17 protein-coding genes are annotated in these 19,914 nt (G+C 67.0%); 7 read left to right on the plus strand and 10 right to left on the minus strand.

Annotated elements, in window-relative coordinates:
- Positions 1-11: 11 nt before the first annotated feature.
- The 4 genes from ACZ4TW_RS19610 to ACZ4TW_RS19625 all read right to left on the minus strand — a co-directional run bounded on the left by ACZ4TW_RS19610 (position 12) and on the right by ACZ4TW_RS19625 (position 5,383).
- A complete protein-coding gene (locus ACZ4TW_RS19610) occupies positions 12-950 on the minus strand; it encodes a hypothetical protein (protein WP_465545508.1) in 939 nt (312 codons plus the stop codon).
- Complete coding sequence (locus ACZ4TW_RS19615; RefSeq protein WP_465545509.1) at positions 947-2,572, minus strand: glycosyltransferase family 87 protein; 1,626 nt, start codon at positions 2,570-2,572, stop codon at positions 947-949. Before ACZ4TW_RS19615 ends, ACZ4TW_RS19610 begins: the two co-directional genes overlap by 4 nt.
- Complete coding sequence (locus tag ACZ4TW_RS19620) at positions 2,538-4,811, minus strand: transglycosylase domain-containing protein (RefSeq protein ID WP_465545511.1); 2,274 nt, start codon at positions 4,809-4,811, stop codon at positions 2,538-2,540. The genes ACZ4TW_RS19615 and ACZ4TW_RS19620 overlap by 35 nt, the downstream gene beginning before the upstream one ends.
- Positions 4,812-4,996: 185 nt before the next feature.
- Positions 4,997-5,383: a DUF5318 family protein gene (locus tag ACZ4TW_RS19625; RefSeq protein ID WP_465545513.1), complete on the minus strand. Its 387-nt coding sequence runs from the start codon at positions 5,381-5,383 to the stop codon at positions 4,997-4,999.
- A 166-nt stretch (positions 5,384-5,549) separates the two neighbouring features.
- On the opposite strand from ACZ4TW_RS19625, the gene ACZ4TW_RS19630 reads away from it, so the two are divergent.
- Entirely contained in the window at positions 5,550-6,200 is a 651-nt protein-coding gene (locus ACZ4TW_RS19630) for a PadR family transcriptional regulator (protein ID WP_465545514.1), read from the plus strand.
- Positions 6,193-7,290, plus strand: a complete 1,098-nt coding sequence (locus tag ACZ4TW_RS19635) for an inositol-3-phosphate synthase (RefSeq protein ID WP_465545516.1) — start codon at positions 6,193-6,195, stop codon at positions 7,288-7,290. The genes ACZ4TW_RS19630 and ACZ4TW_RS19635 overlap by 8 nt, the downstream gene beginning before the upstream one ends.
- Positions 7,291-7,403: 113 nt before the next feature.
- On the opposite strand, the gene ACZ4TW_RS19640 is transcribed toward ACZ4TW_RS19635, so the two are convergent.
- Positions 7,404-8,264, minus strand: a complete 861-nt coding sequence (locus ACZ4TW_RS19640; RefSeq protein ID WP_465545518.1) for an MSMEG_1198 family transcriptional regulator — start codon at positions 8,262-8,264, stop codon at positions 7,404-7,406.
- 54 nt (positions 8,265-8,318) lie between these two features.
- On the opposite strand from ACZ4TW_RS19640, the gene ACZ4TW_RS19645 reads away from it, so the two are divergent.
- The 3 genes from ACZ4TW_RS19645 to ACZ4TW_RS19655 all read left to right on the plus strand — a co-directional run bounded on the left by ACZ4TW_RS19645 (position 8,319) and on the right by ACZ4TW_RS19655 (position 11,067).
- Entirely contained in the window at positions 8,319-8,927 is a 609-nt protein-coding gene (locus tag ACZ4TW_RS19645; protein ID WP_465545520.1) for a helix-turn-helix transcriptional regulator, read from the plus strand.
- Between the two features lie 65 nt (positions 8,928-8,992).
- The gene (locus ACZ4TW_RS19650) at positions 8,993-9,622 is read left to right on the plus strand and encodes an SRPBCC family protein (protein WP_465545522.1); all 630 of its coding nucleotides are present in this window, start codon (positions 8,993-8,995) and stop codon (positions 9,620-9,622) included.
- Positions 9,623-9,639: 17 nt separating this feature from the next.
- Positions 9,640-11,067, plus strand: a complete 1,428-nt coding sequence (locus ACZ4TW_RS19655) for an acyl-CoA synthetase (RefSeq protein ID WP_465545524.1) — start codon at positions 9,640-9,642, stop codon at positions 11,065-11,067.
- A gap of 165 nt (positions 11,068-11,232) precedes the next feature.
- Here ACZ4TW_RS19655 and ACZ4TW_RS19660 read toward each other — a convergent pair whose 3' ends face one another.
- On the minus strand, positions 11,233-12,144 hold the full coding sequence (locus tag ACZ4TW_RS19660; protein ID WP_465545526.1) for a hydroxymethylglutaryl-CoA lyase: 912 nt from the start codon (positions 12,142-12,144) through the stop codon (positions 11,233-11,235).
- Positions 12,145-12,224: 80 nt separating this feature from the next.
- Here ACZ4TW_RS19660 and ACZ4TW_RS19665 point away from each other — a divergent pair, with 80 nt between their 5' ends.
- Both ACZ4TW_RS19665 and ACZ4TW_RS19670 read left to right on the plus strand, forming a co-directional pair.
- On the plus strand, positions 12,225-12,800 hold the full coding sequence (locus ACZ4TW_RS19665; protein WP_465545528.1) for a GNAT family N-acetyltransferase: 576 nt from the start codon (positions 12,225-12,227) through the stop codon (positions 12,798-12,800).
- Between the two features lie 222 nt (positions 12,801-13,022).
- A complete protein-coding gene (locus ACZ4TW_RS19670) occupies positions 13,023-13,382 on the plus strand; it encodes a hypothetical protein (RefSeq protein ID WP_465545530.1) in 360 nt (119 codons plus the stop codon).
- Positions 13,383-13,455: 73 nt separating this feature from the next.
- On the opposite strand, the gene ACZ4TW_RS19675 is transcribed toward ACZ4TW_RS19670, so the two are convergent.
- The 4 genes from ACZ4TW_RS19675 to ACZ4TW_RS19690 form a co-directional block, all read right to left on the minus strand.
- Positions 13,456-14,208 (minus strand): DUF429 domain-containing protein, encoded by a 753-nt coding sequence (locus ACZ4TW_RS19675; protein WP_465545532.1) that lies wholly within the window; start codon positions 14,206-14,208, stop codon positions 13,456-13,458.
- Positions 14,209-14,224: 16 nt separating this feature from the next.
- Positions 14,225-15,523, minus strand: coding sequence for a TrpB-like pyridoxal phosphate-dependent enzyme (locus ACZ4TW_RS19680; RefSeq protein ID WP_465545534.1), 1,299 nt, complete (start codon positions 15,521-15,523; stop codon positions 14,225-14,227).
- Between the two features lie 105 nt (positions 15,524-15,628).
- Entirely contained in the window at positions 15,629-17,464 is a 1,836-nt protein-coding gene (gene nhaA, locus ACZ4TW_RS19685; RefSeq protein ID WP_465545536.1) for a Na+/H+ antiporter NhaA, read from the minus strand.
- A gap of 78 nt (positions 17,465-17,542) precedes the next feature.
- On the minus strand, positions 17,543-19,909 hold the full coding sequence (locus ACZ4TW_RS19690; RefSeq protein WP_465545538.1) for a phosphoketolase family protein: 2,367 nt from the start codon (positions 19,907-19,909) through the stop codon (positions 17,543-17,545).
- Positions 19,910-19,914: the final 5 nt, after the last annotated feature.

Consider the following 19,914-nt stretch of genomic DNA (forward strand, 5'->3'; position numbering starts at 1 on the left):
GCGTCGGTGAGTCAGTCGTTGGACTTCACGCCGATGACGCACGTGTTTGCACCCGGCCGCACCTTGACGACGCCGATGACGGTATCGGTCTGCGTTTTCCCGTCCAGGGTCTGCTCGCGGATGAGGGTGAAGTTGACCGGTACCTCGGTGGGCGTTCGGCCGGTACTCGCGATGGCCGCGGTGACATCACCTTGCAGCCGAGAGGTCTCCTTACGCTGGTCCAACCCCGCCAGCGCCTTCTGCGCGTTGGCGGATGCCGAGGCGACGTCGGTACACACCTGGTTATAGGCCTTGCGTGGACGCTCGACGTTGCCCGGGGAGTAGGTCGTGAAGTCGGTGAGGAAGGCCTTCGTGTAGGCCACGATCTCCGCGTCGGAACTCGTGGCGACCGGCGTCGTCGCGGCGGCACCCGATGCCGGAGCAGACGACGGCGCCGATGATGCCGCAGAACTCGTGGCCTCGGTGCTGGTGGCGTCAATGGTCGTGGGAGCCGAGGAGGTCGCGGGCGCCGCGGTCTCGTCCTCGCCGCCGCCGACGGTCGCCCACAGCACCCCGCCGATCACCAGGACGACAATGACCGCCGCCGCGATGAGACCGATCCACAGTCCTTTCTTGGAGCCGCCACCGGGCGCTCCGCCGGCGGGGGTCGGCGGGCCGATCTGGCCGGGCGGTATCTGCGCCATCTGAGTCGGTGCGTACTGGTTCGGGTCGCCCTGCGGAGGCTGCTGACCGTACGGGGTCTGGGTGTACGGGTACGGGTTCTGAGCGTACGGATTCGCGGGCTGGCCGTACTGCGCGCCCGGCTGTCCGTACGGTGCGCCCGGCTGGCCGTACCCGGGTTGACCAGAGGGTGCGCCCGGCTGCCCGTAGGGGCCCTGCTGACCATTCGGATCCTGCGGGCCGTTCGGATCGTGCGGACCGTACGGTCCCGGCGGATTGCTTCCCGTCATTGTGCTTCTCCTGCTGAGGTTCCCGGCGACCCTACCGCGAGCGCCGGACGACGTGGCGACCACGTCAGTCGATCGGGCGCACCGTCGAGGACGCCGCCGGCCGGATCGTCGAGGGTCTCGCCGCGCGCTCCGCGTCGGATCAGATCCTCCCGCGGATTCCAGATCTGCCAGACGACGACGACGCACAGCGCGATCACCATGAGTGCGCGGAGCACGATGGCAAAGGTGAACCACCCGTCTGGCAACCACAGCCGGTCGCCGTCGAGGAACAGCGCCATCCGCGGAATCCAGACCAGCGCGTCCACCACCATCCACGCGAACAGCAGCCGCGCATGTGGGATCGCGAGAACGGCCAGCGGGACGAGCCAGAGCGAGTACTGCGGGCTCCACACCTTGTTGACGAGCAGGAAGCCGGCGACCAGCAGGAAGGCGAGTTGCGCGACCCGCGGGCGCTGCGGCGCGCGGATGCCGATGTAGACCAGGCCGATGATCACCACGACCAGGAGCCCCAACGACAGTGCGTTGAGGGTGCCATGGTTCCACGTGAAACCAGCGGCGTCGGAGATGACGCGATAGATCGAGTCGGCGTCGGCACCGCGATCGGCGTTGTAGCGGAAGAACTCTCGCCAGCCCGCCGGATACAGCATCAGGATCGGCAGATTCACCAGACCCCACGTGAGGACGGCGGCGAGGGCCGTCGCGGCGAATTCGCGGACCTTGCCCGCGCGTAGACAGAGGATCGCGAGCACCACGAGCAGCAGTGCCGGGTAGAGCTTGGCGGCGGTGCCCAGACCGATGGCGAGGCCGGCGAGCACCGGCTTCTCCCGCGACCATGCGAACAGCGCGAGGGCGACCATCGCGATCGCGATCGCGTCGAAGTTGGTGAAGATGTGCACGATCACCAGCGGTGACAGTGCCGCCATCCAGGGCAGCCACACCCGGGTGCGCGCGGTGAGGGCCGTCGCCCAGATGGTGACGATCCAGAAGAGCGCCAGGCCGAGCGCGACGAGGTTGAAGAAGAGCACCACGTCCATGGCTCCGGGTACGCCCCACTTCTCGTGCGCGTCACCCCACCACTGCGCGAGTTGGGCGGCGCCGTACATGTACAGGCCGGTGAGCACCGGATACTCCATGTACCGCTTCTGTTGCTGCCCGTCGGAGCCCTTCTCGTACCAGTAGGTGCGGTACGGGAACGCCCCGCGATCGAGGTGCTCGGCACCGTAGAGGGCGATCACGTCGGAGTAGCAGAGGTTGGTGAACTGGCGTTGGTCGTCCCAGTTGAGGCGCATTTCCGACGTGGCACCGTCGGCGGTGCGGACCGGTGACTCCTGCAGGCACGCGGATTTGCTGAACCACCCGAGAGCCAATACGCACAGGGTCAGCAGGAACAGGACGCGGATCGGCGTCCACAACCGTGAGCGTCCGATCGCCGCGTGCCGCCCGATCGGGCCGCCCACCACGGAACTGGCTGCGCGCACGATCGGATCGGACCACGACGGCAGGACGCGATCGCGCGCGATGCGGTCATCGGCCGCGAAGGACGCAGGCGCCACCCACGCATCGTCGTCGGAGGTCTCCTCCGGCGCGTCAGCCGATGGGAGCTTCAGGGGTTCCTCCGTCACCGGTCCCCGTATCTCCGTCGCCGTCACCGCCCGTGCCACCACTGGTGTCACCGTTGCCGGTGCCCTGTTCGGCGGCGCCGGGCACCGGAATCGTCACACCGGGTGCGAGCGTGATGCCGCCTCCGCCGCCGCCGGTACCGGTGTCCGGCAGCGTCGGCCGGTCACGGGTCGTGGCGCGACCGTTGCGACTGTTGGTGCGGGTGTCGTTGTCGTAGGTCACCGGCGGCGGCTCGTAGGGCACACCGGCCTGACCGCCGACCGCGGCAGGCTCGGGGAACTGCTCGATCGACTCGCCCTCGAGGGCCGAATCCATCGCGGCCTTCCAGATCTGTGCGGGCAGCCCGCTGCCGTAGATCGACGATCCGCCGTAGTTCACCAGTGCGGTGCCCTTGTCCGTGCCGACCCAGACCGCGGTGGACAGCTGCGGGGTGTACCCGACCATCCAGGCGTCCTTGTTGTTGCCGGTGTCACCGAGCTGCGCGGTACCGGTCTTGGCGGCCGACGGACGCGATCCCAGCGACGAATCGTAGAGCGAGTTGCCGTTGGAGTACGCGGCGATCGGTTCCAGGGCGGCGGTCACGTTGTCGGCGACCTTGGCCGGCATGACCCGCTCACCCTTGTTGGGCTGACGCTCGAAGAGCACCTCACCGCTGGAGGTCTCGACCTTCTGCACAAAGTAGGGCGTGCGGTAGATGCCCGACGCCGCGAGGGTCGCGTAGGCCGAAGCCATGTCGATGACGCGCGACGGGTACTGACCCAGCACGACGCCGCCCTCGGGGTGACCGTTCTTCTCCTGCAGCGTCTTCTCGACGGAGCCGAAGCTCCGCGCGACGCCGGCGGAGTGCGCGGCATCGGCGACGGCCTGGGCCTGTCCGTCGAGATCCATCATCAGGCGGTAGTACACGGTGTTGAGCGACATCTTCATCGCCGTCGCCAGATTGCACGACCCGCAGCTCTCGCCGTCGGAGTTCTCGATGGTGTGGCCACCGGTCGCCTCATAGGGCGCCGAGCTGTACACCTTCGACAGCGGGATGCCCTGCTCGAGCGCCGCGACAAGAGCGAAGACCTTGAACGACGATCCGGTCTGCAGGCCGGCCTGCGCATAATCCCAGCCCTGGCCGTCGGTGCCGCCGAAGTAGCCCTGCACGCCACCGGTCCGCGGATCGATCGAGACGATCGCGGTCCGCAGATCATCGGGCTCGCCGTCGAGCTTCTCCTTCGCGGCATCGACCACCGCGCTCTGCACCTTGGGGTCGATCGACGTCGTGATCTTGAGGCCCTCGGTGCTGACCTGCTGCTCGGTGATGTCGAGCGAGTTGAGTTCGGCGAGGACCTGGCGCTTGATCAGACCGTTGGGGCCGGGAGTGTCATTGCTGTCGCCGGTGGGCGGCGCCGACACCTTCGGGAAAACTGTCTCGGCGCGCTCGGCTGAGGTCAGCGAGCGGGTCGCGACCATGCCGTCGAGCACGTAATTCCAGCGGGCCTCCGCGGCCTGCGGGTCGATATTCGGGTCGTAGTACGACGGCGACCGGATGACCGCGGCGAGCAACGCCGACTCCGAGACGGTCAGCTTCTGGACCGGCTTGCGGAAGTAGGCCTGCGACGCGGCGGCCACACCGTAGGCGCCGCGACCGAAGTAAATGGTGTTGAGGTACGCGGCCATGATGTCGTCCTTGGACCACTCATTGGACATCTTGGTCGCGATCGCGAGTTCCTTGAACTTGCGCTGATAACTGATCTCGTCGCCGACGAGTGCGTTCTTGACGTACTGCTGGGTGATCGTCGAGCCGCCACCGGCGGTCTCGTTACCGGTGACCTTGCCCCACACCGCGCGCGAGAGGCCGCGGATGGAGAAGCCGGAGTTGCTGGTGAACTCGCGGTCCTCGGCGGCGATCACCGCATCCTGCATGGACTTGGGGATGTCCTCGATCTTCACGTCGGTGCGGTTGCCCTCCGGCGGCACGACCCTGGCGATGGTCTTGCCCGCGGAGTTGACGATCGTCGCGACCTGGTTCTGCTTGATATCGCCCGGGGCGGGGACATTGGCCGTCACATAGGTGCCGAGGAAGACGAGGACACCGAGCAGGGCCACCAGCGGGACGAATGCGCCGAGGATGCCGACACCCCAGGCGAGACGACGCTGCTTGGTCTTCTTCTGATCTTCGGTTGCCTTCGCCGAACGGGCTTTGGCGCCCGTCGTCCGTTTCGGATCAGGGGACGCGCCACGCGTCGTGCTCATCGTCCACCTTCCCGCGGGACATTGACTTCACTCAAGCCGCTCTTCACAGTACTTCTCCGCCTACCGCTTACCTACACACTCTGACGCACGTCACCGACGTCGGGCAAAAGCCGTCAGCACGGATTCGAGATTGCCCGGTGCACTCCCGCCATATCGGCCGCACCGGCCGCAGCGCTACGCGAACGCTATTTCGCCACGCGTCGAGTGCGCGTCGATCGTGGCGGCAAACCCGCAACGTACGACTGGACCAAATGGTTCCAACTGCAGGTCCGGCAGACCTCGACGACGTGCACGCTGAACTCTTCGGCAGTGGCGTCGAGCTTGGTGATCTCCTCCGGCGTACGCGCCGATCCGGACACCTGGCCGAGTTTGTCGCCGAAGACCCAGGACACCAGGGTGACCTGTTCCTTGCGGCAGATCGGGCACAGCGTCTCGCTGGGGCGGCCGTGGAACTTCGCGGCGCGCAGCAGGTACGGGTTGGCGTCGCAGACGTCGGCGACGGCCGTCCGACCCGAGTGGACGTCGGACAGCCGCGACTTTCGCTGAAGGCTGTAGTCGACGATCTGGCGCACGGTTGTCAGACTACCGCCGTCCGTGCCGACGGAGGATGCGGCAACCACTGGTGGCGTCATTTATATCGGTGCGATACATTGGCAAATGCATCGGCACGTAGTGTTGTGTCGACAGGTCAAGTCTCGGCAGGTCGAGCACGAGGTGGCGGAAAGGTGGTGACCTGAAGTGTTGGAACTGGCGATTCTCGGGTTGCTCATCGAGTCCCCCATGCACGGCTACGAGTTGCGCAAGCGGCTCACCGGCCTGCTGGGCGCGTTCCGCGCGTTCTCGTACGGCTCGCTGTATCCGACGCTGCGTCGGATGCAGGCCGACGGCCTCATCGACGAGGCGACCGATCCCGGCGCCGGACCCAAGGTCCGACGCGGTCGGCGGGTGTATCAGCTCACCGACAAGGGTCGTGAACGGTTCACCGAACTCGTTGCCGACACTGGACCCCAGAACTACACCGACGACGGTTTCGGTGTGCACCTCGCCTTCTTCAGCCGGACACCGGCGGTTGCGAGGATGAGGATTCTGGAAGGTCGTCGTCGACAGGTCGAGGAACGGCGGGAAGGGTTGCGCGAGATCGTCGGACGCGCCTCCCGCGCCGGAGACCGCTACACCCGTCAGCTCCACGAGCTGAGCTTGGAATCGAGCGAGCGGGAAGTCCGCTGGCTCAATGAACTCATCGCGGCAGAAGCCTCCGGCGTCGACGACGCCCCGGAGGCCGAGACCGTGATGTCCTCCGATCCGGAGGAAACCGCAACCAGGAAAGAACCGGCGACGCGGCAAACCGCCGCAGTCCCGTCAAAAGAAGGAGAACCCGACCATGGGTGAGCCCAATAAGGTGCGCGTGGCCATTGTGGGCGTAGGAAACTGCGCTTCATCCCTGGTCCAGGGCGTGCAGTACTACAAGGATGCCGACGACACCTCGACCGTCCCCGGTCTGATGCATGTCCGCTTCGGCCAGTACCACGTGAGTGACGTCGAGTTCGTCGCCGCGTTCGACGTGGACGCCAAGAAGGTCGGCTTCGACCTCTCCGACGCGATCTTCGCCAGCGAGAACAACACCATCAAGATCGCCGACGTCCCGCCGACCGGTGTCTCGGTCCAGCGTGGCCACACCCTCGACGGCCTCGGCAAGTACTACCTCGAGACCATCACCGAGGCCGAGGGCTCCGGTGTGGATGTCGTCAAGGCGCTCAAGGACGCCGAGGTCGACGTCGTGGTGAGCTACCTGCCGGTGGGCTCGGAGCAGGCCGACAAGTTCTACGCGCAGTGCGCGATCGACGCGGGCTGCGCCTTCGTCAACGCCCTGCCGGTGTTCATCGCCTCCGACCCGGAGTGGGCACAGAAGTTCGTGGACGCGGGTCTGCCCATCGTCGGCGACGACATCAAGAGCCAGGTCGGTGCCACCATCACCCACCGCGTCATGGCGAAGCTGTTCGAGGATCGCGGTGTCACCCTGGACCGCACCTACCAGCTCAATGTCGGCGGCAACATGGACTTCAAGAACATGCTCGAGCGTGAGCGTCTGGAGTCCAAGAAGGTGTCCAAGACCCAGGCCGTCACGTCGAACCTGACCGGCCCGCTGGCCGGCAAGATCGCCGACAAGAACGTCCACATCGGACCGTCGGATCACGTCGAGTGGCTCGATGACCGCAAGTGGGCCTACGTCCGCCTCGAGGGCCGTGCCTTCGGTGACGTGCCGCTGAACCTGGAGTACAAGCTCGAGGTCTGGGACTCCCCCAACTCGGCCGGCATCATCATCGACGCCGTGCGCGCCGCCAAGATCGCCAAGGACCGCGGCCTCGGTGGCCCGATCCTGCCGGCCTCGGCCTACCTGATGAAGAGCCCGCCGGTGCAGGTCGCCGACGACGTCGCACGCCAGCAGCTCGAGGCGTTCATCATCGGAGCGGATGCCTGATCTGCCGCAGTACGTGACTGTCAACGGCACTAGCTTGCTGTAGACAACAGCGCCGCACACCTTTCGGTGTGCGGCGCTGTTGTTGTCTCACTTCTGGTTTCGCGGGTTGCCGACTACCGCACGCCGCCCAGGACGTCGGTGTGACCGTTGCGGCGGCACCAGCTGACGATGTAGCGCGCATGCAGACCGCACCACCGGTAGACGGCGGCTTGGGTCATGGGAAGCATCGGATCGTGCTCACCGCGCTTCTCGATGATCGGACCCAGATAGTGGCTGGTCACCTTGTTCGCGGTGTTCGGCGAGACCTTCGCGGCCACCGCGAGGCTCGCGTTGTCGGTGGCGTTGCCCGAGGCGATGGCGCCGGCGAGCCGGCCGGCGGTGTGGCCGCGCTGACCGACGAAGAGTTCGTAGAGCGGGATGCGTCCGCCGACGGGCGGCGGTTCCGTGAGCCGCTGGCCGAGCGCGACGTTACGGACCGCCGTCATGAACGCGCCGAAGCCGTCGGACTTCGCGACGACACCGGAGACCTCGGGACGCAGTCGTGCTTCTTCGAGATGATCGAGTTCCATGCTGTGGCCCTGCGTCGCCAGGATCACCGGCGCGAGTCGATCGGCCTGGCTCAGCGCATCGATGGCGTCGAGCCCGTCGAACGCCCATTCCATCTCCGGCTGATTCCAGATCAGGTCCGCGCTGACGACGTCGTAACGAACCCGACCTGCCACCGAACGCACGAATTCGTCGGCGGTCGTCGCGACCCCGACGGTGGCGTCGTCGAATGCTGCCTCGAGCGGCTTCGCCACGACGTGGCCCAGTGGTGAGGCAACCAAGATTCTCAGTCCTTGCATGGGCAAGATCTTGCCCGATTCCTGTGACGCGTGCGTGACTACGCATCCGGTTCGCCCGGTTGGGTGAACGCTGACCCGAACTCGTGGCACGCATGTGGTCAGGACGGCTGATTGCGCCTGCCCGCTCACCGACGCTGATTGAGGACGCTGCGCACGTCAGCGTCACGCTACGAGGAGCCCGCCATGACCGCCGACATCAACCAGACCCTGAACATCCCCGTCACCCCGCTGCCGTCCACGGTGACCGTGGCCGTCGCCGCCGAGCATGACCTCGTCGACGTCGCGCTCGTGGCACTCCTCGAGCGACTCGGGTACCGCAGCGCCGTGATCGACCTCGACGCGGCGCGGGCACTGCACCCGGGATGTCTGGCGGTAGTAGTGCGCACGTCGGTGCGGGTGCGGCAGGTGTCGTCGAATCCGTTGTTGCGCAAGGCACATGTCATCGGGATCGGCGTCGATGTGGATCGGGCGGTGGGATCGTCGATCGCGGACTCGCCGTTTGCGGTGGGCCGGTTGCAGCAGGTGCTGCGGACGCTGGGATGCACCGAGTCCTCGGTGCCGGGGCGGGTCCACCTGAGTAGACGGGAGCGCGAGGTGGTGGTGACCTACACGCTGGGTGCGACGGTTCGCGAGACGGCGGAACAGCATTACATCGCCGAGTCGACGGTGCGATCACACTTCCGGCGGGTGATGCGCCGCTACAACGACGCGGGACGCCCGGTGGCCAACAAGTCGCAACTGCTGTTGCAGTTGATGCGCGACGGGTGGGTCGAATCGTCGACGGTACAGTGAGGTCGCGGCGGATTTGGGTCGTGCGGCCCTGACACGTCCGATGGTGTCGGACGAGAATGGGAGTCATGCGTACCGGCTTGCGAATCGTCGCCGGCGTCGTCGTGTTCCTCATCGGCGCCGTGGTGTCCTACGTGACCTTCCTCCGGTCACCCATTCTGACCTGGGGTGCCACCGACGACGAGGCGTCGTCGACGCTGCCCGGAGACGATCTCCTCCCCGAACCCGACGGCATGTCGACGCGGGCGATCGGCATCGATGCGCCGGCGACGGATGTGTACCCGTGGCTTACCCAGATCGGACCGGCACCTCGCGGCGGTGCGTACACGTATGACTGGATCGAGAATCTGCTCGGCCTCGGCATGCACAGCACCGACGAGATCCTCGAGGAGTTCCAGCATCCGCGCCTCGGTGACGCCATCGACCTCGGACCCAACCGGATGCTGGTGCAGCTCGTCGATCCGCCGCATGCGATCGCCTGGCGGTCCGCCGACGGCAACTGGGTGTGGAGCTTCGTCATGATCGACGACGGGAACGGCGGCACCCGATTGATCAGTCGCAACAGGTTCCGGCTGCCGCGCCTGATGGATCGCGCCGGGATGCTACCGATGGAACCCGGCTCGCTGCTGATGGAGCGGAAGATGCTGCGCGGCATCAAGGCGCGGGCGGAGAAGCTGGCGCAATCCGCGGAGGGCTGACGTGGGACAGTGGATGCGTGCTGTTCCCGACGCTGACACCCGCCGCCCCTGACCTGTCCGACGACGCCGTGACCATCGGCGACGACACGTTGACCCGCGAGGACGTGGTGGGTGTGGCCACCGCCGTGGCCGAACGGATCCTCGGCGCGCACGTGGTGGCCGTGCTCGCTCACCCGACGACGGAGACGGTGCTCGCGGTGCTCGGCGGATTGATCGCCGGCGTCACCGTGGTGCCGGTGCCGCCGGATTCGGGCAAGCGCGAGGTGGAGCACATCCTGCGCGACTCGGGTGCCCAGGCGTGGCTGGGCGCGGCGCCGGGAGCCGGGCGGGGCAGCGAGGCCGCCGAGACCACCGTCCCGGTGCTGCCGGTGATCCCGGTGCGGCGCTATGCGAAGTCATGGCACCGACATCCGGAGCCACCGTCGTCGTCGACGGCCCTGATCCTCTACACCTCCGGGACGACCGGCTTACCCAAGGGTGTGCCCATCACCCGCGGTGCCATCGCCGCCGGGTTGGACGCGCTGGCCGAGGCGTGGGAGTGGACCTCGAAGGACGTTCTGGCACAAGGACTTCCACTGTTCCATGTGCACGGGTTGATCCTCGGCGTGCTGGGACCGCTGCGGCGGGGCGGCGCGTTGATCCATACGCAGAAACCCACCCCCGAGCGTTACGCGGAAGCCGCGCGCGCCGGCGCGACGATGTTCTTCGGCGTCCCCACCGTGTGGACCCGCATCGCTGCCGATCCTGTTTCGGCGCAGCAGCTTTCGTCAGCACGACTGCTGGTATCCGGGAGTGCGCCGTTGCCGGTCCCGGTGTTCGACGACATCCGGCGCCTCACCGGCCACGAGATCGTCGAACGCTATGGGATGACCGAAACCCTGATCACCGTCAGCACCCGCGCCGACGGTGAACGCCGCCCCGGTTGGGTCGGGCTCCCCGTGCGCGGCGTCGAAACCCGATTGCGCGACGACGATTCCGAGGTTCCTCACGACGGTGAGAGCGTCGGGGATCTGCAGGTCCGCGGGCCGATGGTCGCCACGGAGTACCTCAATCGCCCTGAGGCCACCACCGAATCGTGGGTCGGCGACGGCTGGTTCGCGACCGGGGACGTGGCGGTGATCGATGCGGACGGTATGCACCGGATCGTCGGACGCAAGGCCACCGATCTGATCAAGTCCGGGGGCTACCGGATCGGCGCGGGCGAGATCGAGACAGTGCTCCTCGGGCACGCAGCGGTGAGCGAGGCGGCGGTGATCGGTGTCCCGGATGCCGATCTCGGGCAGCGCATCGTCGCGTTTGTCGTGTGCGACGGCGCCGAGGAAGCCGAGCTGATCGAGCTGGTCGCCGGTGAGCTGTCACATCACAAGCGCCCCAGAGAGATTCGCTTCGTCGATGCGCTGCCCCGCAACGCCATGGGCAAGGTGCAGAAGAAGCTGCTGGGTTAGCCGGGGCTCGCTGGAGGTCACCCACAATCCGCCCGTAGGAGGAGCTCCGACCCCGCAGACGAGTGCGAAGCACCAACCCCCCACCCCAAAAACCACCCAGCCGAGGAGCCTCGGGTCGGTATACGAAAGTGAACTCGCTGAGGAGGGCGGAAATTGGGGTTCGCGCTACGGTGCCGTGCTCGGGAATCCACCCGAGTGCAGCACAGACGCCGGGAGGCGCCGACCGAACAGTTCCTCGAGCCACTGTCCCGCATCCATCAGCGCATCGACGTCGAGTCCGTGCGTCACGCCGGAGCGCCCCAGCGCATACGCGAGATCCTCGGTCGCGATGTTCCCGGTCGCTCCCGGGGCGAACGGACATCCGCCGATCCCGCCGAGGCTCGAATCGAGGATGGTGACTCCGGACTCGACCGCGGTCAGGGCATTTGCGATGCCCAGTGCCCGGGTGTCGTGGAAGTGCGCGCGCAGGGCGGTGCCCGCGGGGACCATCTCCGCGGCGACCGCGAAGCGCTCCCGTACGTCGATGGGCACCCCGACGCCGATGGTGTCGGCCAGCGACAGCTCGGTCGGCGGCTCGGACAGGACGCCGTCGAGCACCTTGCGTAAGACGTCGACCGGCACCTCACCCTCGAAGGGGCAGCCGAAGGCCACCGCGATCGTGAGGTTCGCGGTGATGCCAGCCTCCCGTGCGGTGCGCGCGATGTTCTTCCAGATCTCGATACCGCCGGCGATGTCGGTACCCTGATTCCGGTTGCTGAACGTATCGGTGCAGTGCACAACGGCGTTGATCTCGCGGACGCCGGCGGCACGAGCACGGTCGAGGCCACGTTCGTTGAGGATCAGTACACTGTAGGCGATGTCGTCGTCGGGCAGGAGGGCGAACAGGTCGTCGGCGTCGGCCACGGCCGGCACCCTCCCCGGGTGCACGAAGCTGGATACCTCGATGCGACGCGCGCCGAAACCGACTGAGCGGGAGATCAATTCGCGCTTCTGATCGGTCGTCAGCCGCACGGACTCGTTCTGCAATCCATCGCGCGGCGACACCTCGACGACGGTGACTTCGGTGACCTCGCTCATGGTCGCACTCTACCGAACGCGCATATTGCGGACCGAACCTGACAGTTGAAGCGCAGCGGATCCGCGGTCATCGTGGAGGCATGGCGTTCACCATGCGGCCCGCGACGGACTTCGACGACATCGCGACGATGCTCGGGCCGAAGAAGCCCGACTCCAACGTGTGCTGGTGCCTCAGCTACCGGATTCCGGGCAAACTCAATCAGTCGCTGCACCGGCAGGAACGTGGTGCGTACGTCAAAGAGTTGTGCGACAGCGGAATTCCGATGGGCATCCTCGTCTACGACGACGCCGACGAGGTGGTCGGCTGGGCGGCGGTCTCGCCGCGCAGGGACACGACCTTCGCGACAAACCGGAAGATCCCGCACGTCGACGATCTCGACGTGTGGAGTGTCTGGTGTATCCGGGTGCGGCCCGGGCATCGCAAGCAGGGCATTGCGCATCATCTCGTCGACGGCGCGGTGCAGTACGCGCGGGATAACGGTGCACCGGCGCTGGAGGCGTATCCGGTCGACAACGACGGCGCGAAGGTCGATCTCACGATGGCCTACGTCGGCACCCGGAAGATGTTCGAGGACGGTGGCTTCACGTATGTGACCGACACCGACTCGGTCCTCAACCGGTTCCCCCGGGTGCTGATGCGCCACGATCTCGACTGAGCTCTCGCCGCCGCCGGGAAATAAGTACGGTCCCTGGGGAGCGTCGCGGAGATTATCTACGCGGCGGTGCTCATAGACCGCACTTATTTCCGGCGGCACCTCACAGTCGACGTACAGCGGGGGCGTACGACGCTCGAAGGTTTCCTCCCTAGTTTCATGTTCACCGCGCCGAGTGCGCGTCAGGACCTTCCCCCGGGTCCGGCCGAACATGAGGAGACGTCAATGTCGACCACCACCATCTCTCGCAGCCGCCGTTTCACCGCCGGTGTACTCGCCGCCGGCGCACTGACCGCCGCGGCCGCCGGCATCGGCGTCAGCGCGGGTACCGCGTCCGCCGCGGCGCCCGGCCAGCAGCAGAGCCAGCAGCAACCGCAGAACCAAAACCAGAACCAGAACCAGAACCAGCAGCGGCAGCAGAACAACAACGCCGGACGCGACCGGGTCATCACGATCCACCGCCCGAACCTGCGCCCGTTCAACTACCGCGGCCACCGCGTGACCCCCCGCTACGACCGCGCACATCGCGCCTGGGGCTTCTACGACGGCCGTACCTTCGTGAAGATCATCCTCGATCGTCGCTGATACAGACGTTCACCCCAGGTCGGGCCGGGTTGCTCGTGGACGTACAAGAAGATCTCCGCGCAGTACATGATCCTCACGAAGGCCGATCAGAACGCCCCGTGAGCAGTGCGGACAGATCACCGATCGGGACGTGAATCCACCCCTCCCGCAGTGCTATCGGACGCTGCGGCGCTGCGGGAGGGTGGGTCAGTCCGAGTGCTGACGCTCGCGCGATCAACGCGGTGATCACCGCGTCGAAGGCGTTGTCGTCTGATGTGAGGTGTTCCCGGAAACCCGACAGATCGAGCCACGGAGCCTTCTCCGTGAGGTCGTCGACCAGTTGAGTGAGCCGCCCGCGGTTCGACGACCCTTTGTACCCGCGTGATGTCAGCCCCCAGTGTCGCAGTGCCGCAGCCGGATACGCCTCCACGGCCCATCCATCGACGCGATCGTCGACGGCGATATCCGCGATCAGTCCCGCCGCGCGGAACGCCACGTGCGCGATCTGATCGGCGGACACACTCAGCGGCCGACCCCAACCGTTCTCGACGACGACCCTGTCGGTGAGGCGCAAGGCCAGCGGGCGCCGGTGATCGATGTCGTCGAGGTGCCGGCCCGCGGGTAGCTCGCCGCGGTGTTGTGCGACAACGAATTCCACGAATTCGTCCGGCCAGCCGAACGGGGCGTCGACGCCGATCCTGTCCGCACCCGCGACCATCTCGACGATGCACGCGTCGTCGGCCGGCATGATCAGGTCGACGAGGCGTGCCTCGCTGGACGACCACTCGATGACCGCCACCGCGGTGTGCTTCGGCGATGCGGCGAGATCGACGCCGACGGTGCGCATCGACGGTGCGGCCCGCTCAGAACTTGCCGTCGATGAACTCCGCGTAGGCCGGCAGATCGAGCTGACCGTGCCCGGACAGGCCGATCACCACGACCTCTTCCTTGTCGGAGTCGGCGACGTGCTTGGCGCAGGCGGCGATGGCGTGGGTGGACTCGGGAGCGGGGACGATGCCCTGCGTGCGGGCGAACTGCACCCCGGCCGAGAACGCGTCGTGCTGGTTGATCGCCGTGCCCTCGACGAAGCCCAGTTCGACGGTGTGGCTGAGCGCGGGCGCCATGCCGTGATAGCGGAGGCCACCGGCGTGGATCGGATCGGGGACGAAATCCATGCCGAGTGTGTGCATCTTCAGCAGCGGGGTGAGACCCGCGACGTCGCCGTGGTCATAGCGGTACTCGCCCTCGGTGATCGACGGGCAGGCCGCGGGCTCGGCGGCGACGATTCTCGGGTTGGACCGGCCGTGGATCTTCTCCCGCAGGAACGGGAAGGCCAGCCCACCGAGGTTGGAACCGCCACCGGCACAACCGAAGACGACGTCGGCGCCGGATTCCACCGCGTACAACTGATCGACGGCTTCCTGACCGATGACGCTCTGATGCAACACGACATGATTGAGCACCGAACCCAGCGCGTAGCGGGTGTCCGGGTCGCCGGCGGCCACCTCCACGGCCTCGCTGACCGCCATACCGAGGCTGCCGGTGGTGGTGGGATCCTTGGCGAGCATGGCGCGGCCGGACTCGGTGAGATCCGACGGACTCGGGTGCAGCGTGCCGCCGTAGGTGCGGATCAGGAAACCGCGGTAGGGCTTCGAGTCGTAGGACGCACGGACCTGCCACACCTCGACGTCGATGTCGAACTGGGCGCCGGCGAAGGCCAGCGCGCTACCCCACTGGCCCGCACCGGTTTCCGTGGTGAGCCGCTTCACGCCGTCGAGATGGTTGTAATACGCCTGCGCCACAGCCGAGTTGGTCTTGTGGCTGCCGACGGGACTGACGCCTTCGTACTTGACGTAGATACGGGCCTTGGTGTTGAGCGCCTGCTCGAATCGGCGGGCACGGATCAGGGGCGAGGGCCGCCACATGCGGTAGATCTCCCGGACGGGTTCGGGAATCTCGATGTACGGCTCGGCGGAGACCTCCTGCGCGATCAGGCCGGCGGGGAACAGCGCGGCGAGATCCTCCGGACCGACCGGCTCCTTGGTGCCCGGGTGCAGGTGCGGGGGAATCGGGGTGTCGAGCTCGGCGGCGAGGTTGTACCAGTGCGTCGGCACGTCCACGGTGATCAGGTCGGGATTCGCGGCGTCCACGTTCAGCGTCATGCCGACCACCATAATCGTGTGACCGAGCCGGCGCCGCAAGGTCCGGAACTTCGTCGGGGCGGATGTGCGTCCGGTCCTCGTCTGGTGCGGCGGCCACCGCGCCCGTCAGGACCGTCGACGCGTCGCCGACACCGCATCTGCCTGCTCCTCCAGTGCGGCGATCAGCGTGCGCGCGTCATGGGGACCGCGATGCCGGGTGCCGTTGAGGAAGAACGTCGGGGTGCCGCGGGCGCCGCTGTCCTGCGCGCTCTGGGCATGCAGCGCGACACGGTCGGCGAGATCGGCGCTGTCCATGTCGGCGATGAACCGTTCGACGTCGAGATCGAGATCCTCCGCGTACGCGATGAGATGGTCGGCTTCCAGCTCGGCCTGATGATTGAACAGGACGTCGTGCATCTCCCAGAACTTCCCCTGCGCCGCAGCCGCTTCCGCGGCAATGGCCGCGAGCAGGGCGTGCGGGTGGCTGTCCTCCAGAGGCAGGTGTCGCACGACGTAGCGGACGCGGTCACCGAAGTGCCGCGCCACGTCGTGCCACATGCCGGTGGCGCGGGCGCAGAAGGGGCACTCGAAATCGAGATACTCGACGACGGTGAGCTCGGCGTCGTCGGGTCCACGGACGTGATCGATGGTCGGGTTGACCACCGGCGTCAACGTGACCGGGAGATCGGCGGAGGTCTCGCCCCACTTGACGCGCGCCCGCGTGAAGACGGACCATCCGAGCAGTGCCGCGAGCACCATCGCCAGCAGCACGCCCACCGTCGCCTCACCGGCCTGCCTCGGGTCGTCGAAGGCCAGGCCGATGATCAACAGCGACACGGTGAATCCGATGCCCGAGAGGGCGGCACCGCCGAGGACACTGCCTCTGCCGACACCGTCCGGCAGCCGACCGAGGCCGAGTTTGATGGCCCCCCAGGTACCCAACGAGATACCGACGAACTTGCCGAGGACGAGTCCGGCCACCACGCCCCAGGTGATGGTCGACGCGAAGGATGCGCCCAGGACACCGCCGCGCAGATCGATGCCCGCGTTGGCCAGCGCGAAGATCGGGACCACAACGAGCGACACCGGACCGCGCAGCACGTCGTGGAGACGCTCATTCACCGAAATCGAGCGCGCCAGACCGCGTCGCGCGGACCGGGCGACGGCGGCCTGCGGCGACTGCCAGTAATCGCGGAACAACGATTTGGCCGTCTCGACGCTGCCGCGCTGAGTGTGGAACGCGGGCACCAGAAGCCCGGCGGCCATACCCGCCAGCGACGGATGGATACCGGACTTCAGGGTCGCGACCCACAGGATCAGCACGAGGACGACGTAGGGCGCACTGCGCCATTCGGAGGTTCGGCTCAGCAGCCAGAGGCCGACCAGCGACACCAGCGCGACGATGAGGGGCCCGATGCGCAGGTTCTCGGTGTAGACCACACCGATGATGGAGACGGCGAGAAAGTCGTCGACGACGGTCAGCGTCAGCAGGAAGAAGCGGAGCTGATTGGACATCGCCGGTCCGACGATCGCGAGCATGCCGAGCAGGAACGCCGTGTCGGTGCCGACCACCACACCCCAGCCGCGTGCGGCGTCGGGGCCGGCGATGGCGAGGTAGATCAGGGCGGGCGCGATGACGCCGGCGACGCCGGCCACCAACGGGACCAGGGCGCGTCGTCGATCCCGTAGGGACCCGACGGCGAACTCCTGGCGCACCTCGAGGCCGATGAGGAAGAAGAACACCACCATCAGGCCGTCGTTGATCCAGTGATGCAGGCTCATGTCGATGCCGTGCGACCCGAAGGTGAGAGCGACATCGGTGTGCCACAGCGCGGTGTAGCTCTCCGAGAACGGCGAGTTCGCCCAGATCAGGGCGATCACCGAGACCGCGACGAGGAGTGCGGCACTGCCCGACTCCGTACGCACGAACTCGGCGGCACGGTGCAGGCGGCGCGGCATCATGGCCGGGTCAACCTTTCGGGTCGTCGGATTTATTTCTGGGACATCCCGTTTTGCGACATCCTCTTTGCGGCGCAGCGCTCAGGACCAGGTCCAGTCGCGGATCTCGGGGAGATCCTCGAAGTGTTCGCGCACGTACTCGTGGTGGCGGGCCAGCTGGCGGTGGCAGAACTCGGCGAGTTCGTCGCTGCGTTCGGGGACTCGTCGGGCGCGGCGCAACGCCTCCAACACCAGGTGATAGCGGCTCATGGTGTTGAGGACCACCATGTCGAAGGGTGTCGTCGTGGTGCCCTGTTCGGAGAATCCGCGAACGTGGAAGCGGTCGGCGTCGGGGCGCCCGTGCAGCAGTTGATGCACCGCGCGCGGGTACCCGTGGAAGGCGAAGACGACGTGGCCGGTGAGGGTGAACAGGTCGACGAACTCGTCGTCGGTCATGCCGTGCGGATGATCGTTACCCGGGAGCAACGCCATCAGATCCATCACGTTGACGACCCGCACCCGCAGATACGGCGTCCACTCGCGCAGCAACTGCGCGGCCGCGAGGATCTCCTGCGTCGGCACGTCACCGGCGGCGGCGAGGACGATGTCGGGATCATCCTCGCTGTCCCCCTCGGTCCCCGCCCACTCCCAGATCGACGATCCGGCCGCGGCCTGATCGTTGGCCTCCTCCAGCGACAGATACTGCAGGTGCGGCTGCTTGTCGACGACGATCAGGTTGACGTGATCGCGGCTGCGGAAGCAGTGCTCGGAGATCGAGAGCAACGAGTTGGAATCCGGCGGCAACCACACCCGCACGACGCCCGGCGCGAGCGGCAGCACCGCGTCGATGAGTCCGGGACCCTGGTGGGAGAAGCCGTTGTGATCATTGCGCCAACACGTCGAGGTCAGCAGAATGTTCAGTGACGCAACGGGTTCCCGCCAATCGAGGGTGCCCGCGTGCTGGAGCCACTTGGTGTGCTGGATGACCATGGACGCGCTCACCATGGCGAACGCCTCATAGGTGGCGAAGAGTCCGTGGCGGCCGCTGAGGAGGTAGCCCTCCAGCCACCCCTGGCAGAGGTGCTCGCTGAGGACCTCCATCACCCTGCCCGACGCGGAGAGTCCGTCGTCGTAGTCGGTGCTGGGCAGCTGCCAGCAGCGGTCGGTTGCCTCGAAGACCGCGCCGAGCCGGTTGCTCGACGTCTCGTCGGGGCAGAAGAGGCGGAAGCTGCCGCCGTCGTCGGGGGTGGCGTTCTCGGTGTAGATGTCGCGCATGTACTCGCCGAGGACGCGGGTCGTCTCGTGGATGGTGGCGCCGGGTTTGTCGACCTCGAGGGCGTAACGCGCAATGGGCGGCAGCTTGAGGGGGGTGAGGAGTCTGCCGCCGTTGGCGTGCGGCGTGGCACCCATCCGTTTGTCGCCCTCGGGTGCCAGGCTCGCGATGTCATCGACGACGGTGCCGGCGTCGTCGAAGATCTCGTCGGGGTCGTAGGACCGCAGCCAGCGTTCCAGGATGGCGAGGTGTTCGGGGTTCTCGCGGACTCCCGACAGCGGCACCTGATGTGCCCAGTGGGTGCCTTCGATGAGTTTGCCGTCGACTTCGTGCGGACCGGTCCATCCCTTCGGCGTGCGCAGCACGATGGCCGGCCAGCGCGTGTTGGGCGTGAGGCCACCGGCGCGTGCCTCGCCCTGGATGTCACGAATCATGTTGTGCGCGCCCTCGATTGATTCCTTGAGCGCCGGGAACACCTCGTGCGGATCGGTCCCCTCGACGAAGATGGGGAGCCACCCCTGGCCACGCAGATAATCGCCGACCTCCTCGTCGGTGCTGCGGGCGAGCACGGTGGGCCCGGCGATCTTGGCGCCGTTGAGGTGCAGGATCGGCAGGACGGCGCCGTCGCGTGCGGCGTTGAGGAAGGCGGGGATCTTCCAGGATCCGGAGAGCGGACCGGTCTCGGCTTCTCCATCACCGACGACGCACGCGACGACGAGATCCGGGTTGTCGAAGGCGGCGCCGGCGGCGTGCACGAGCGCGTACCCGAGCTCACCTCCCTCATGGATGGACCCTGGCGTCTGTACGCTCACATGGCTGGGAATGCCTCCGGGAGTGGAGAATTGGCGGCACAGCCGCCGGACGCCAGCGGCGTCGCGGGTGATGTGCGGGTAGATCTCGGTGTAGGTGCCCTCGAGGTACACATTCGCGACCAATGCCGGCCCGCCGTGGCCCGGACCGGTGATGTAGAGCCAGTCCGAGTCGGTCTCCCGGATCACCCGGTTGAGCACCGTGTAGATCGCGGACAGGCCCGGGCTGGTACCCCAGTGTCCGAGGAGTCGGGGTTTGATGTGCTCCACCGCGAGTGGTTCGGTGAGCAGGACATTGTCCTGCAGATAGATCTGCGCGACGGTGAGGTAGTTCGCGGCGGCCCACCACCGCAGATCGGCGTCGAGGTCGGTATCGGCGTAGGTCATGTGTG

The organism is Agromyces sp. NPDC029043, assembly GCF_055564615.1.